This is a genomic window from Erwinia sorbitola (assembly GCF_009738185.1).
GTDB classification, from domain to species: Bacteria; Pseudomonadota; Gammaproteobacteria; order Enterobacterales; family Enterobacteriaceae; genus Erwinia; species Erwinia sorbitola.
The window spans coordinates 4299400-4315048 of sequence record NZ_CP046509.1 but is presented as its reverse complement, the minus strand read 5'-3'; the positions used below and the strand labels follow the sequence as shown (position 1 = coordinate 4315048).

Here is a 15649-nt window from a genome sequence, read left to right as displayed (position 1 = left end):
ATCACCGACGGATAACCATGACTTTGAGGCGCCCGACATGACTTCCCCTGACCGTAACACGCCCGCCAACCGGCTGGCCTTTGCCCTGCAAATGGTATTAAACACCGGCCTGATTGCTCTCGCCTGTATCCTGATTATTTTCCTCGGCAAAGAGACCATCCATCTTGGCAACGTGCTGCTGAATACCGGAGAGCAGACCTCCTCTTATCTGCTGATCGAAGGTATCGTGATCTACTTCCTCTACTTTGAGTTTATCGCGCTGATCATTAAGTATTTCCAGTCAGGCTATCACTTCCCGTTGCGCTATTTCGTTTACATCGGCATCACGGCGATCATTCGTCTGATTATTGTCGACCATAAAAACCCATTTGATACCCTTGCTTACGCCATCGCTATTCTGATTCTGGTGATCACTCTCTGGCTGGCAAACAGCAACCGCCTTAAGCGCGAATAACCGCGGCTGCCTGCCACAAAATCGTGGCAATTTGCCCTGCTTTGATAGGTTTGCCGCCGGGGTCTGCGTTACACTGACGCATCGAAGATTTTGCGGAGAAGTGTTATGGCTGAGAACGCGCTGTCGCAATTGCGCGCGATCAACTGGCTACCGGATTCATCACCCCTGTTAACCGCCCCCTTGCTGGACTGGCTGATGGAAGTTGACTCCATGACCCGTCGCTTTGAGCGTCACTGTCAGCTGGTGACGGTTAACCTGCTGCGTGAAGGCTTTATCAGCGCTCAGGAAGCGGCAGATGACATCGCTCTTTTGCCGGTCGAATCGCGCTACTGGCTGCGGGAAATTGAACTGTGCGGCGATGGAGTTCCCTGGCTGGTGGCACGAACACTGGTGCCTGAATCAACCCTGAATGGCCCGGAACAGAAGCTGCAACAGCTGGGAACAATGCCGCTTGGGCGCTATCTGTTTGCCACCTCCACTCTGACGCGTGACTTTATTGATGTCGGCCACAGCGCAGAACTCTGGGGGCGGCGCTCACGTCTGCGTCTGTCGGGCAAACCGTTATTACTGACCGAACTGTTTTTACCCGCTTCCCCGCTCTACGCGAGTGTGGCAGAAAAAGGTGGGGTGTAGCGTGGAGAGAAGTCTGCAAATGAGTAAGCTTTCGGCCTACAGCCGTCTGATGCGTATTGATAAACCAATTGGTTCACTGCTTCTGCTATGGCCGACATTGTGGGCGCTCTGGCTGGCCGGGATGAAAGTGCCGCCGCTAAACGTACTGCTGGTGTTTGTGCTGGGCGTCTTTTTTATGCGTGCCGCAGGCTGCGTGGTTAATGATTTTGCCGATCGGAAAATCGATGGTTTTGTGAAGCGTACTCGCGAACGCCCGCTGCCCAGCGGGGCGGTGAGCACGCGCGAAGCAAAACTGCTGTTTGCCGGGCTGGTGCTGACATCCTTTGCGCTGGTGCTGACTATGAACAGCATGACTATCTGGCTGTCGCTGGGTGGTCTGGGTCTGGCCTGGCTCTATCCGTTTATGAAGCGCTACACACATCTGCCGCAGGTGGTGCTGGGAGCCGCTTTTGGCTGGGCGATACCGATGGGCTGGGCTGCCGTTAGCGAAAGCGTGCCGCTAACCTGCTGGCTGTTGTTCCTGGCGAATATCTGCTGGACGGTGGCGTACGACACTCTGTATGCGATGGTTGACCGCGATGATGATCTGAAGATCGGCGTCAAATCTACTGCTATTTTGTTTGGCCGTTTCGATAAGCTGATCGTTGGCCTGTTGCAGCTGGCGACGCTGGGTCTGATGGCGCTGGTAGGCTGGCAGCTTCATCTCAGCGGTATTTTCTACTGGTCGGTGTTAATCGCGGGCGTATTCTTTGTTTACCAGCAGAAGCTGATCGCCGGGCGTGAACGTGAGCGCTGCTTCCAGGCGTTTCTGAATAACAACTGGGTAGGATTGGTGCTTTTCGTGGGCGTAGCGTTCGGTATCTGACAATAAAAAAGGGTCGGCTATTTAATTTAGCCGACCCTTTTTATCTACAACGCGACAGACCTGCGTTAGGGCCCATCAGGGAGTGCCATCACTCTTGCTCGACAGCACTCTCAATCGTCATTCTCACTTCCTGAGTAATCAGATCTGCCAGCAGCTGATAAACCTGCTGTGTATGTTCAACCTGCGCATCACCAGAATCACTGATAAAGCCTTCATCACGCAGTGTCAGCACCAGCGAGGTAAATACGGCTTTATCGAAGAACTCGGGTGCATTAATACCGTGCAGCACCGACAGGCGCTGTGCCATCGTACGGCTCTCTTTTTCCAGCGTTCCACGGTTAATGGTTGGTTTAGCGCTGAGGATAGAGAAGGTGATGGAGTAGCGTTGCAGCGTTTCGCGTACGCCAGCAGCCAGCAGTTGCAGAGTGCGGAAACGAGCAGCACTCAGACGCAGCGTATTATCATCGGCAATCAGCAGCCCCTGACGTGCCATTTCCGCCACCAGTGAGTCCAGCACCAGCCCAAGCTCATCCGTGCTCCAGCGCAGGAACAGCTCGCTCTTCAGCATCGGATAGATCACCGTAACCTGACGCAGCAGTTCAGCGCGGGTCAGCTCACGGTGTTGCATCACAATGGCGGCAATCAGCGACGGCATCACCAGCATATGGTGGATGTTGTTACGGTAGTAAGTCATCAGCACCGCCTGCTCGCGCGGCAGTACCACGATCTCGCCGATATTATCCTGCTCCAGCTCGAACTTATTCATACTGAGCGCATGTTCCAGCAGTGCTTCCGGAGTCATATCCGGCACGGTGGAATCAGGCGAGTACGGCACGTTACGCAGCAGCTGTACGTAGCAGTCGAGCTGCTCGGTCAGCTGTTCACGGGTCATAGAGCGCTGACGAGAAGCCAGCAGCGCAGTGACACACAGGTTCATGGCATTTGCCGCCCCTGCGTTGTTAATGCGAACCATCACTTTCTGCGCAATATCGTTCACCGCCGGGGTTAACCATGCGGGACGCTGTGCTTCAATCGGATCGATAGCCTCACGCCACTCAGGCACCTGCTGATTCAGATAAGCGACCAGCGGCAGCGGTTCACCAAAGTTCACATAGCCCTGGCCGAGGTTTCGCAGCTTACGTAGCCCGCGCACCATCGACATAAAGCCCTCTTTCTCTTTGGTCGCACCACGCAGCTCTTTGGCGTAAGTGCCCACTTCCATCACGTGCTCGTAACCAATATAGATAGGTACCAGAGTGATAGGGCGGTTACCGCCGCGCAGCATGGCCTGAATGGTCATCGACAGCGTACCGGTTTTTGGATCCAGCAGGCGACCGGTACGTGAACGTCCTCCTTCCACAAAGTACTCAACGGAATAACCACGAGTGAACAGTTCACCCAGGTATTCACGGAACACAGTGGAGTAGAGCTTATTGCCCTTGAAGGTACGACGAATAAAGAAGGCGCCCAGGCGACGGAAGATCGGGCCGGCTGGCCAGAAATTCAGGTTGATACCGGCAGCAATATGCGGCGGTACAAGGCCCTGGTGATAGAGGACATAGGAGAGCAACAGGTAGTCCATATGGCTGCGATGGCAGGGAACATAGACAATCTCATGACCGTCCTGTGCCAGCTGGCGCACGCGCTCACCGCCGTTGACGTTAATCCCCTGGTACAGCTTGCTCCACGTCCAGCCCATGATGCGGTCAGTCAGACGAATCGCTTCGTAGGAGAAGTCGGCGGCAATCTCTTCCATCAGCTCAACGGCATTCTGCTGTGCTTTTTCATGGGAGATTTTTTTACTGCGCGCTTCGTCCTCCACGGCTTTAGCAATCGCCTTGGACTTTAACAGCTTATTAAACAGATCCTGGCGAACCGGCAGACGCGGGCCAACAGCGGCAAGACGCTGGCGGGCAAAGTGCATACGTGCCACGCGTGCCAGCTTTTGAGCAATGATCTTGTCCGTACCGTGCTCGGTGGCCATATGGCGCAGCGACACCATTGGCGAGAAGCGAACAAAGCTATCGCGGCCCAGCCAGATGACGGCAAAGAACTTCTGGATGCCGTTTAGCATGCGCAGATGCGGTTGATTGTCACCCTGTACCTCACGGCCAGGTGCGCGACCAAACATCACTGATACCGGCACCATCTGCACATCCAGGTCAGGATGATTGCGGTGCAGGTCGAGATACTCATGGAACAGCTTGACCGATTCGAGATTCGGAACAAAATACGGGAACACGCGCGGGCCATCATGAATAAACACATGGCGTGGCAACACCGTACCGTCGATCTCCAGTGGTTCCAGCGGATCGGGCAGTTCTTGTTTGCGACACTGCTCACGCAGAGCAAGGAGATCGGCCTTTGAATCATAAGGCAGCACATACATAATAGGGCGCGAAGTATCGAGCCCGAGTTCGGCAACCGGTTCAGCCGGGATTGCTTTACTCTTTACCAGTAATTTAACTGGAAGATTCAATAAGTTATAATATAGATTACGCCAACCTGACATAGACAACATGAAGCCTCTTGTTAGCAAAGCGCCGCAAGCATACCAGAAAGCGCTAACAGAATCTGTGGTGTTAAAAAACCTGTAGTTCCACTCATTGACGTTAAACTTCTCAAAGGGTTCCCTGATTATGGCAAATAATGTCACCGGACTGACACGAATCATAAAAGCGGCCGGATATTCTTGGAAAGGCATCCTTGCTGCCTGGCAGCATGAAGCGGCATTTCGCCAGGAAGCCATCGCGGCAATAGTGGCGGTTATCGTCGCCTGCTGGCTGGATGTTGATGCCATCACCCGGGTGCTATTGATTGGCTCAGTGGTAATGGTGATTGTCGTCGAAATTATCAACAGCGCCATTGAAGCGGTGGTTGACCGCATTGGCAGCGAACTTCATCCGCTTTCAGGTCGAGCGAAAGATATGGGCTCTGCTGCCGTGCTGTTAACTATATTGCTGGCAATCTTCGTCTGGATCATGCTCTTAGTGCCATATTTGCGATGAGTTTTCTAAAATTCACTACAAACAGCCTTTCGCCCAAGTTTAGGTTTTAAATGTCTAAATACCTGTATATACTCACAGTCGACTGTATAAACAACCAGGGGGCGGGATGAAAGCACTTACGGCAAGGCAGCAGCAGGTCTATGATCTGATTCGCGACCACATTAATCAAACCGGTATGCCACCGACTCGTGCAGAGATCGCCGCGCAGCTCGGTTTCCGTTCCCCGAATGCTGCTGAAGAGCATCTGAAAGCCTTGGCGCGTAAAGGCGTGATTGAGATCGTTTCAGGTGCCTCTCGCGGTATCCGCCTGATGATGGAAGAAGAAGAAGGTCTTCCGCTGATTGGTCGGGTAGCCGCTGGTGAGCCTCTGCTGGCAGAACAACATATCGAAGGCCACTATAAGGTTGATCCTGACCTGTTTAAACCCGGTGCCGATTTCCTGCTGCGTGTCAGCGGTATGTCAATGAAAGACATCGGTATTATGGATGGTGATCTGCTGGCAGTACACAAAACGGAAGATGTGCGTAATGGGCAGGTCGTGGTGGCCCGCATTGACGATGAAGTCACGGTAAAACGCCTGAAAAGGCAGGGAAATACGGTGCAACTTCTGCCGGAAAACCCGGATTTCAAACCTATCGTGGTCGATCTGCGTCAGCAAACCCTGACCATTGAAGGTCTTGCGGTTGGCGTTATTCGCAACGGCAACTGGATTTAATCGTCACTCCTCGCTAAATCCTGCGCGCTGCTTCTGCGGCGCGTATATCATCTCTAATCAGCTCGACTCTGATGGATTCTGATGAAACTGCTTACCCCCGCAGATAAAAGCCTATGGCGGCTGGCGCTGCCAATGATCCTTTCAAATATCACCGTGCCACTCCTTGGCCTGGTGGATACTGCCGTTATCGGTCATCTCGACAGTCCCACGTACCTTGGCGGCGTGGCGATTGGAACAACTGTAACCAGCTTCCTGTTTATGCTGCTGCTGTTTTTACGCATGAGTACAACCGGGCTGACGGCGCAGGCATTCGGTGCCGGGGATAAATCTGCACTGGCACGCGCTCTGATGCAGCCGCTACTGTTGGCCTTGCTGGCCGGAATAGTGTTTATTTTGTTTAAAACCCCGATAACTCACCTCGCACTGGGCCTGACCGGCGGCAGTGACGAAGTGCTGCACCAGGCAGCCCTGTTTATGCAGGTGCGCTGGCTTAGTGCTCCGGCAACGCTGGCTAACCTTGTGCTGCTGGGCTGGTTGCTCGGAGTGCAGTACGCCCGTGCTCCGGTGATACTGCTGGTGGTGGGCAACCTGGTAAATATTCTGCTCGACCTGTGGTTCGTTATCGGTCTGAAGTGGGGTGTGCAGGGCGCGGCGGCGGCCACTGCAATTGCTGAATACATCAGCCTGATCGTTGGCCTGTTGCTGGTGTGGCGGGTCATGGTACTGCGCGGTCTGACGCTGCGGCTGATGCTGGCAGCCTGGCGCGGTGACGTGGGACGACTGCTGCGTTTAAACCGCGATATCATGCTGCGCTCACTACTGCTGCAAATCTGTTTTGCATCGCTGACCATCTTCGGTGCGCGACTGGGCAATGATGTGGTAGCAGTAAACGCTGTACTGCTGATGTTTCTCACCTTTACGGCCTATGCACTGGATGGCTTTGCTTATGCGGTTGAGGCCTGCTCCGGGGAAGCCTACGGGGCGAAAAATAGTAAGCAGTTACTCAACGTGTGGCACGCTGCCTGTCGGCAATCGTTAGTGGTGGCGTTAGGTTTCTCTCTGTTTTATGCCCTGTTTGGCGAGAATATCGTTGCGCTGTTGACCTCTCTGGAACCGCTACGCCAGCTTGCCGATCGGTATTTGTGGTGGCAGGTGTTAATGCCGCTGGCTGGCGTAGGCTGCTATCTCCTCGATGGGATGTTCATCGGTGCCACCCGTGCCAGTGAAATGCGTAACAGTATGGCCATTGCTGCGCTGGGTTTCGGTCTTACGCTGTGCTCCGTTCCCTGGCTGGGTAATCATGGCCTGTGGCTGGCAGTAACGCTGTTCCTGCTGTTACGAGGGGTAACGCTGTGGGTTATCTGGCGTCGGCACTGGCGTAATGATAGCTGGTTTGCTCACTGAAATATTTGCTTACGTAAGCCGATAAGTTATTAAATTGCTGATTTTAAATGACTTTGTATCTGTTTTGGAGCGTCAGGGCAGGGGGTTAGCGGTCATATTGCATTTTCTCTACTACAATTATCTCTGTGTCAGGCGCTTCACCAGATAATTCTCTGGCTAATAAGCCAAATTCTGAGACAAAGAAGCTGTTTTAACCCAAGGTAGAGGAATCACATTATGAATAAAGACGAAGCCGGCGGTAACTGGAAACAGTTTAAAGGTAAAGTGAAAGAACAATGGGGTAAGCTGACCGATGATGACCTGACGGTCGTTGAAGGTAAACGCGATCAGCTGGTAGGTAAAATTCAGGAACGCTACGGCTATCAAAAAGATCAAGCCGAAAAAGAGCTAAGTGACTGGGAAACCCGTCACAACCACCGCTGGTAATACAGCGGCTCCTGCCAGGACATTGCTCCTATACCGGCACAAGGATAGTGCCACTCAGCTCTAACCCTTCCCTTAAATATTTATACTAACGCCCACGTTTTTTGCTTTGCACACTATGATCGTGCTGGCACGCATCCTGATGTGTACAGGCTTCAATTTCCCCGCATTGCTGACAAAATCCATGCGCCTCAATCACGCTATGACTCAGTTTAAAACCTGACTTCAGGGCCAGTGATTTCAGAATATCTTCCACTCCATCGGCTTGTTGCTCCGTCACCGAACCACAGCGGCCACAAATCAGCATTGCTGAGGTGTGAGACGGTTCTTCAAAATGATGGCAGACCACATAGCTGTTAGTGGACTCAACGCGATGGATAAAGCCCTGCTCAAGCAGAAAGTCCAGTGCACGATAGATAGTCGGGGGCTTTGCCTGAGGTTCAGAGGCACGCAGCAAATCCAGCAGATCGTAGGCGCTGATAGCTCCATTCTGCTCGCTCATCAGGCGCAGCACTTCAAAACGCTGCGGCGTCAGGCGCACGCTGCGCTGCTGACAGATAGCTTCTGCCTGTGACAGGATTTTTTCAGCGCTAATAATATTCATTGTTCCCCTCCTCAGGCAATTTCAGGATGTTATTTTATCACATCTGCAACAAAACACCGAACTCACCGTCCTGCGACTCCCGGCCAACAAAATTCTGCCCGACAATCTCGATTATTCACTGGTATTGCTGCTAAGTGCAGAAGGTTAAAAAAATTTCACCATTGTCTTGATGGCACCAGGGCCACTATTTTTTTATTCAGCCGGGCTAATCAGATTTGCAGGGCTTAAGGTTCGTGTCTACCTTTTGCAAAGGGCTATGTGCGTTTGGCACTGAAAAAAACAGATGTGAAACGTTCAACTGTTAGCGTGATAACAGATTAATAAAATGGCAATGACCTGATAAGCCCACTCATCTTCTCTCAGTTCACAGCAATGAAATGGTGCCTTTATGTTCATTATTCAGGCATCCGGTTATGCGCGTTCTTGCGCATTCGCTTTTTTCATTTTTTAAAGGTGGGTTTGGGGTCAATGGCAAATAAATTCAAGAAATTAATCGGATTTTCCCGACCAGTAGTATTACCCGCTCTGTTGTTTACTCCATTGAGTGTGTTTGCTGCGGGTAACTACTTTGATGCCCGAAATGATGCGATGGGGGGAACAGGTGTGGCATCTTCCAGCTATGGTTCAGCTGTACTGGCTAACCCGGCGTTGATGACCAAAGCCCGCCCGGAGGATAGCGTCAGCATCATACTGCCTGTAGCAGGCGCGCAGATCAGCGATAAGGGAAAGCTGGTCGATAAAGTGGATGACCTGACCGATTCGGTCAACAATTACAAAGGACTGGCGGATAACATCACCTTCCCCTTCTCCCCAACGGATATTGCACGTGCTCAGGACGCGGCTGGCGATCTTGCTGGTCAGCTGCGTGATATTAAAGGACAGAAAGCCTGGGCTAACGCCGGAGCTGCATTTGCGGTGACAGTACCCAATGAAGTGCTGCCTTTCGCATTTGTCACTAAAGCTTACGGTACTGCCTCGGTGGTCACAGATGTCACGCAAAGTGATATCGACTACCTGCAAGGCATCGCTGATGGCACCGTTATTCCGACCAGCGAAGGGTTGAATAGCCTGACCTCTGCCGGACTGGGGCGTGCAGCGGTTGTATATGATATGGGGATTGCCGTAGCGCACGAGTTTAATTTCGGCGGTCAGCCAGTTTCACTGGGCGTGACCCCTAAGCTGCAAAGAACCACGCTGTATAACTACAGTGCTTCGGTGTACAGCTATGACAAGTCAGACTTCACCAACGGCAACTATAAGAACACCAACAACGGATTTAACCTTGATGCAGGCGCTTCAACTGACCTGGGTGAACACTGGACGGTCGGTCTGAGTGCGCAGAACCTGATTTCTCGTGATATCGATACCAAAGAGGTCAGTGGATATAAGGATACCTATCAGATCCGCCCGCTGGTGACCTCCGGTGTTTCATATCATACCGAACGCCTGACAACGGCTCTGGACGTCGATCTCACCCCAACCAAGCGCTTTAAAACGCAGGATGATAGCCAGTATGCCGCAGTGGGTGCTGAGTATCGTTTACTGGACTGGCTACAGCTGCGCGCCGGTTATCGTGCCGATGTGAAGTCCAATGACACCAACGTATTCACAGGCGGTTTTGGTCTGTCACCGTTTAATAAGGTTCATCTGGATCTTGCCGGGATGGTGGGGAAAGACAATACCTGGGGAGCTGTTGCGCAGTTAAACTTTACCTTCTGATAATGCGATCAATCTTTGAGAGGGTAACCGGATAAAAGGTTATCCTCTTTTTTTAAAGATTCGGCGGCGGTGGTGCAGTCATTCGGGGCTGATAGCTCTGAAACCGATTGCAGGTGTCGAATGAGGTTCAATATTTATTCTTTGATAATAATTTTATATATTTTTTCTTGAAACTGAACCTGATAAACGGGTTGAAAATAAATCGCATTTTTGATGATTTTTTTAAAATCCCCTTCAGTATCTGAAGCTGGCTTAAGGAAATTTTGTCATAATGCTTATTCAGCAACTCGATGACATGACAAGAGGTATATATCCGGTATTTTTCACCGAAGAGGCTATCCATCTTGATTACCGCGGCTGCCAGATAAGAGATCTTCTCTGCGGTGATGGTGTTGGATAACGAACCATTTCTTTTCCGATGAAAATAAAATGAATTCTCATCAACGTAAATACTCCTGGCATTCATCAAGATTTCAGGGAAAGTTGCTGCATCTTCATAGCAGGTGTAATCAGGGAATCTTAATTCTGTGAACAGTTTCCGACTGATTACTTTACCGCCTAAATGCGCCTGGAATTTTTTATGGGTAAGAAAGGTCTTAATGGCTTTATGTGATGACGTTTTCTGCGCTCTGCTTAAGCTGTAGTTGACTTGAGTCGAGGCTGCATCCTGGTATTCTTTCAGCTTACATATATAGAGATCGGGGTTCTCCTTCACAAGCAGCGTGACTATTTCTTTCAGTGAGTTTTTGCAGACAATATCGTCACCATCAATCATGGTAATGTACCTTGCGCTGCATAATGAAAGTCCGTAGTTTCTCACCTGACCAATTTTTTTCAGATTTATTCTAAAATAGCTGCTGTTTTTATTTTTATTGGCGAACGCCATCATCATTGAAGGCGTACGATCAACAGATGAATCATCAAGCAATATTATTTCACATAGCGGTAACAAATCACCGACAGCCAGGAGAATGCTTTCCATGCAATCAGTAATATAATCTTCAAGATTATGCGCAGTGACTAAAATGGAGAGCACTTTTCCCTGTGATATTGAAGACTGATTAGTTATCAGACTCATGGTCTTTTTCCTTTTTTTAAAAAACCTCAAATGCCTTTTGAGGATACTGCTGACTCAGTGACTCTTTTCCTTATTGTTAAAATAGTGATGCGCTGTAAGCATTCACATTTTTAAGGACAGTTTGCTCCGTATCACGCGGTTTTAGGTTTTGTCAGATTATGACCGGGAACTGGAATTGTTGCTGAATCTACCCAGAAATCGTTCTATGCCGGCAGCACATGCTGAATGGCTGTTATCAGGGTCTGAGTTAAATCAGCTGCTTCCATTACTCACTCGGCTTACATGTCAACTTTTAGCAAAATATATTGCCCTAACTATGTTATATAGTAATTTATAAAAGGTAAGATTTACACATGAAATTATTCCTTCCGTTACACGCTTTGTTAGTTCAGCCTTAACTTGTTACATCGGGTATCTGTGTACATCAGCAATCCTGTCACCCTGCGGCCCGCCATGCTATGATTGAGCACAATATCGACACCCCTTTTCTGATACAGAGTTAGCGCTTTTCATGACCGAAAATTTACCTGCACACCGCTTCTCCATTGCACCTATGCTCGACTGGACCGACCGTCACTGCCGTTACTTCCATCGTCAGCTGACACGACAGACGCTGCTATACACCGAAATGGTGACAACCGGCGCCATCATCCATGGCAAAGGTGACTATCTGGCCTGGAGCACTGAAGAGCAACCCGTAGCGCTCCAGCTGGGCGGCAGCGATCCAGCTGCACTGGCACAGTGTGCGAAACTGGCGGAAGAGCGCGGCTACAATGAGGTTAACCTCAACGTTGGCTGCCCGTCCGATCGCGTACAGAATGGCCGCTTCGGTGCCTGCCTGATGGGAGAAGCTCAACTGGTTGCTGACTGCATTAAAGCGATGCGCGATGTGGTGTCTATCCCGGTGACGGTCAAAACACGTATTGGTATCGACGACCAGGACAGCTACGAGTTTCTTTGTGATTTTATTCAGCGCGTAGCGGAGCAGGGAGGCTGCGAGACGTTTATTATTCACGCCCGCAAAGCATGGCTTTCTGGTCTTAGCCCGAAAGAGAACCGCGAAATCCCTCCGCTAGACTATGAGCGTGTTTACCAGCTGAAACGCGATTTTCCGCAGCTCACCCTGTCGCTTAACGGGGGGGTTAAATCGGTGGAGGAAGCCAGTATCCACTTGCAGCATCTGGACGGCGTGATGATGGGGCGTGAAGCCTACCAGAACCCCGGCCTTCTGGCGCAGGTTGACCAGACGATCTTCGGTAGCCACCTACCTATGGCAGATCCGGTTGCAGTGGTGCGTGCCATGTACCCCTATATTGAGCGTGAGCTGGCAAAAGGCACCTATCTTGGCCATGTGACCCGTCATATGCTGGGGCTGTTCCAGGGGATCCCTGGCGCCCGCCAGTGGCGTCGTTACCTGAGTGAAAATGCCCATAAAGCGGGTGCAGGCGTTGATGTAGTGGAAAGTGCCTTGCTACTGGTCGCGGATAAAGTCCCGGCCAGCGTTTAATATAGTCATATTTTCACCAGGTTTTGATTAATTTCACCAGGGCGATAACAGCCCTGGTGATGACTCTTCTTAAAATTCAGTCGGTTAAATCCCCCCGCCACCTGGCACGTTTCTTGTAATAACTCCAGTAGAGTCACTTATTCTGGAGCTTACCCTTATGTTAGAGATCCTGTTTGTCATCGGCTTTTTTATGATGCTGTTGCTGACCGGTATTTCGTTGCTGGGCATTATTGCAGCGTTGCTGGTTGCTACCGTAGTGATGGTGGTTGGCGGGTTGTTCGCGGTTGTTATTAAATTGTTGCCGTGGCTGCTGCTCGCCGTCGTTGCCGTCTGGCTGTATCGCGCTTTCCGCAAGTCCTCTGCGGATGATAAACCTTGGTTATCTCGATGATATCAACGAGTTGGCTGTATGTTTTGCAGGGTTAATGCGGAGTAGATCACACATCGGAAATTGCAAAGCTCAATTTCGCAATTAAACATATTTTTTACTTATGAATTCTGCCAGGATGGTTTTACTGAATCAAAACGTATTCATCGCCGCTGACCCTACACTCAGAGCGAACAATAAAAAGAAAGAAAAAAGGGCCTCCTTCGGGAGGCCCTGATTATTTGTGCTGAATAAAGCCGGCAAGGCATGCTGCGCGCACATGCGATTAGGGTATTAACAAACTCGAACCCTGCGTACCCCGACCTTCCAGCACCTGGTGTGCATGCTGTGCATCGGCCAGCGCAAACTTCTGTGCCTGTGGCACATCCACATTAATCGCACCGCTGGCGATGAGCGAAAACAGCTCATTACTTGCCTGGATCAGCGCCTCACGGGTGGTGATATAGCCGTTTAAAGATGGCCGGGTGACATACAGCGAGCCTTTCTGGTTCAGAATCCCCAGGTTGATGCCGGTCACCGGGCCAGATGAATTGCCGAAACTGACCATCAGCCCACGGCGTTGCAGACAGTCGAGCGAGGCCTCCCAGGTATCTTTCCCAACCGAGTCATACACCACACGCAGTTTCTTACCGTGGGTCAGCTCGCTAACGCGTGCGGCGATATCCTCTTCGCGATAATTAATCGTTGCCCAGGCCCCGGCATTTTTAGCCAGCCTGGCTTTCTCCGCCGAGCCGACGGTACCGATCAGGTGCGCCCCGAGCGCCTTCGCCCACTGGCAGGCAATCAGCCCGACGCCGCCAGCGGCTGCATGGAACAGAAACACCTCATCGGGCTGCACGACATAGGTCTGACGCAGCAGATAATGTACCGTCAGCCCCTTAAGGAAGGAGGCCGCCGCCTGTTCAAAGGAGATCGCGTCCGGCAGCAGCGCGACTTTCTCAACCGCGACATTATGGACTTCACTGTAGGCACCCAGCGACGACTGCGCATAAACCACCCGGTCACCCGGTTTTAATGCATCCACGCCCGGGCCAACGCGCGTCACTATCCCGGCGGCTTCAGTCCCCAGCCCGGAAGGAAGCGAAGCCGGATAAAGGCCGCTGCGAACATAGGTATCGATGTAATTAATCCCAATCGCTTTATTCTCTACCTGCACCTCGCCGGGGGCTGGATCGGCGGGTTCAAAGCTGACCAGCTGCATGACTTCTGGTGCGCCATGCTGGCTAATTTGTATACGTTTTGCCATGTTCACTCCTGAGGATTTCGCCGCAATGTGGGGGACGACGGCAGCCATGCAAACGGGTATACTTGCGCGTCCCCCCACAAGATTTTTGGTATTACATCACTATGGCAGGAAATAAACCCACCAACAAATCCTTCGAAAACCGAGAGCCGCGCGACCGCCAGATGGAAGGTCTGAAGCTGCCCCCGCACTCGCTGGAAGCTGAACAGTCGGTGTTGGGCGGTTTAATGCTGGATAACGAACGCTGGGATAACGTCTCCGAGCGTGTGGTTGCGAAGGATTTCTTCAGCCGCCCACACCGGATGATCTTTGCGGAGATGCAGCGCCTGCTGGAACTGGGGAAACCGATCGACCTGATCACCCTGTCCGAGTCGATGGAAACCAAAGGTGAACTGAGCATGGTCGGCGGCTTTGCCTACCTGGCTGAGTTATCGAAAAACACCCCAAGTGCGGCTAACATCGGTGCCTATGCAGATATCGTGCGTGAACGTGCGGTAGTGCGTGAGATGATCTCTGTCGCCAACGAAATCGCCGATGCCGGATATGATCCTCAGGGCCGCAGCAGTGAAGATCTGCTCGATCTGGCTGAATCTCGCGTATTCCAGATCGCTGAAAACCGCGCCAATAAAGATGAAGGACCAAAAAGCGTCGATCAGATCCTTGAAGCGACCATATCGCGTATTGAATCGCTGTATCAGACGCCTCACGACGGCGTTACCGGGGTGGATACCGGCTATCAGGATCTCAATAAGAAGACTGCCGGATTACAGCGCTCTGACCTGATAATTGTCGCTGCCCGTCCATCAATGGGTAAAACCACCTTCGCCATGAACCTGTGTGAAAACGCCGCGATGACACAGGATAAACCGGTGCTGATCTTCAGCCTGGAGATGCCCGGTGAGCAGATCATGATGCGTATGCTGGCGTCGCTGTCGCGCGTGGATCAGACCCGTATTCGTACCGGCCAGCTTGATGATGAAGACTGGGCGCGTATTTCCAGCACCATGGGTATTCTGCTGGAAAAGAAAAACATGTTTATCGATGACTCATCCGGCCTGACGCCAACGGAAGTGCGCTCGCGTGCGCGCCGTATTTTCCGCGAGCACGGTGGTTTGAGCCTGATTATGATCGACTACCTGCAACTGATGCGCGTTCCGGCGCTTTCTGACAACCGAACGCTGGAAATTGCTGAGATCTCACGCTCGCTAAAGGCGCTGGCAAAAGAGCTACAGGTGCCGGTGGTGGCGCTGTCGCAGCTTAACCGCTCCCTGGAGCAGCGTGCTGATAAACGCCCGGTCAACTCAGACCTGCGAGAGTCCGGCTCCATTGAGCAGGATGCCGACTTAATCATGTTTATCTACCGTGATGAGGTTTATCACGAGAACAGCGACCTGAAAGGGGTGGCTGAAATTATCCTCGGTAAACAGCGTAACGGCCCAATCGGCAGCGTACGGCTGACCTTTAACGGTCAGTGGTCTCGCTTCGACAACTATGCCGGCCCACAGTACGACGACGAATAGTTTTCTCAGGTCAGGCATACCCGTCCATTTCAACGTTTCGCTCTCCCGTAGGGGTCAGGCACGCCTGACCCGCACTCATCCTGTCATC

General features: G+C 51.7%; 15 protein-coding genes. 11 read left to right on the top strand and 4 right to left on the bottom strand.

All coding sequences use genetic code 11. The features are described 5' to 3' along the window. The first annotated feature begins 37 nt into the window (after window positions 1–37). From psiE to ubiA, 3 genes are all read left to right on the top strand, one after another. Window positions 38–454, top strand: coding sequence for a phosphate-starvation-inducible protein PsiE (gene psiE / locus GN242_RS19570; protein ID WP_154754217.1), 417 nt, complete (start codon window positions 38–40; stop codon window positions 452–454). 105 nt (window positions 455–559) lie between these two features. Continuing rightward, window positions 560–1087 (top strand): chorismate lyase, encoded by a 528-nt coding sequence (ubiC, locus tag GN242_RS19565; protein WP_154754218.1) that lies wholly within the window; start codon window positions 560–562, stop codon window positions 1085–1087. A gap of 1 nt (window position 1088) precedes the next feature. Next, a complete protein-coding gene (ubiA, locus tag GN242_RS19560) occupies window positions 1089–1952 on the top strand; it encodes a 4-hydroxybenzoate octaprenyltransferase (RefSeq protein ID WP_156288070.1) in 864 nt (287 codons plus the stop codon). An 88-nt stretch (window positions 1953–2040) separates the two neighbouring features. Here ubiA and plsB read toward each other — a convergent pair whose 3' ends face one another. Further along, window positions 2041–4464, bottom strand: coding sequence for a glycerol-3-phosphate 1-O-acyltransferase PlsB (plsB, locus tag GN242_RS19555; RefSeq protein ID WP_154754309.1), 2424 nt, complete (start codon window positions 4462–4464; stop codon window positions 2041–2043). Between the two features lie 127 nt (window positions 4465–4591). Here plsB and GN242_RS19550 point away from each other — a divergent pair, with 127 nt between their 5' ends. From GN242_RS19550 to GN242_RS19535, 4 genes are all read left to right on the top strand, one after another. After that, window positions 4592–4960, top strand: a complete 369-nt coding sequence (locus GN242_RS19550) for a diacylglycerol kinase (protein ID WP_154754220.1) — start codon at window positions 4592–4594, stop codon at window positions 4958–4960. 106 nt (window positions 4961–5066) lie between these two features. Beyond that, a complete protein-coding gene (gene lexA, locus GN242_RS19545) occupies window positions 5067–5675 on the top strand; it encodes a transcriptional repressor LexA (RefSeq protein WP_154754221.1) in 609 nt (202 codons plus the stop codon). An 81-nt stretch (window positions 5676–5756) separates the two neighbouring features. Continuing rightward, window positions 5757–7079 (top strand): MATE family efflux transporter DinF, encoded by a 1323-nt coding sequence (gene dinF, locus GN242_RS19540; protein ID WP_156288069.1) that lies wholly within the window; start codon window positions 5757–5759, stop codon window positions 7077–7079. 216 nt (window positions 7080–7295) lie between these two features. Further along, window positions 7296–7505, top strand: coding sequence for a CsbD family protein (locus tag GN242_RS19535; RefSeq protein WP_154754223.1), 210 nt, complete (start codon window positions 7296–7298; stop codon window positions 7503–7505). Between the two features lie 85 nt (window positions 7506–7590). Here GN242_RS19535 and zur read toward each other — a convergent pair whose 3' ends face one another. Beyond that, complete coding sequence (gene zur / locus GN242_RS19530) at window positions 7591–8100, bottom strand: zinc uptake transcriptional repressor Zur (protein ID WP_156288360.1); 510 nt, start codon at window positions 8098–8100, stop codon at window positions 7591–7593. Between the two features lie 474 nt (window positions 8101–8574). Between zur and GN242_RS19525 the strand changes: the two genes are divergently transcribed. Beyond that, window positions 8575–9825: a conjugal transfer protein TraF gene (locus GN242_RS19525; RefSeq protein WP_156288068.1), complete on the top strand. Its 1251-nt coding sequence runs from the start codon at window positions 8575–8577 to the stop codon at window positions 9823–9825. Window positions 9826–9952: 127 nt separating this feature from the next. On the opposite strand, the gene GN242_RS19520 is transcribed toward GN242_RS19525, so the two are convergent. Then, a complete protein-coding gene (locus GN242_RS19520; protein ID WP_156288067.1) occupies window positions 9953–10903 on the bottom strand; it encodes a glycosyltransferase family 2 protein in 951 nt (316 codons plus the stop codon). A 511-nt stretch (window positions 10904–11414) separates the two neighbouring features. Here GN242_RS19520 and dusA point away from each other — a divergent pair. Then, entirely contained in the window at window positions 11415–12410 is a 996-nt protein-coding gene (dusA, locus tag GN242_RS19515) for a tRNA dihydrouridine(20/20a) synthase DusA (RefSeq protein ID WP_156288066.1), read from the top strand. A 157-nt stretch (window positions 12411–12567) separates the two neighbouring features. After that, complete coding sequence (gene pspG / locus GN242_RS19510; protein WP_156288065.1) at window positions 12568–12801, top strand: envelope stress response protein PspG; 234 nt, start codon at window positions 12568–12570, stop codon at window positions 12799–12801. Between the two features lie 262 nt (window positions 12802–13063). Here pspG and GN242_RS19505 read toward each other — a convergent pair whose 3' ends face one another. Next, window positions 13064–14044 carry a quinone oxidoreductase gene (locus tag GN242_RS19505; RefSeq protein ID WP_156288064.1) on the bottom strand — a complete coding sequence of 327 codons (981 nt, stop codon included), beginning with the start codon at window positions 14042–14044 and terminating at the stop codon, window positions 13064–13066. 101 nt (window positions 14045–14145) lie between these two features. On the opposite strand from GN242_RS19505, the gene dnaB reads away from it, so the two are divergent. After that, window positions 14146–15561, top strand: coding sequence for a replicative DNA helicase (gene dnaB / locus GN242_RS19500; RefSeq protein ID WP_154754230.1), 1416 nt, complete (start codon window positions 14146–14148; stop codon window positions 15559–15561). The last annotated feature ends 88 nt before the right edge of the window (window positions 15562–15649 follow it).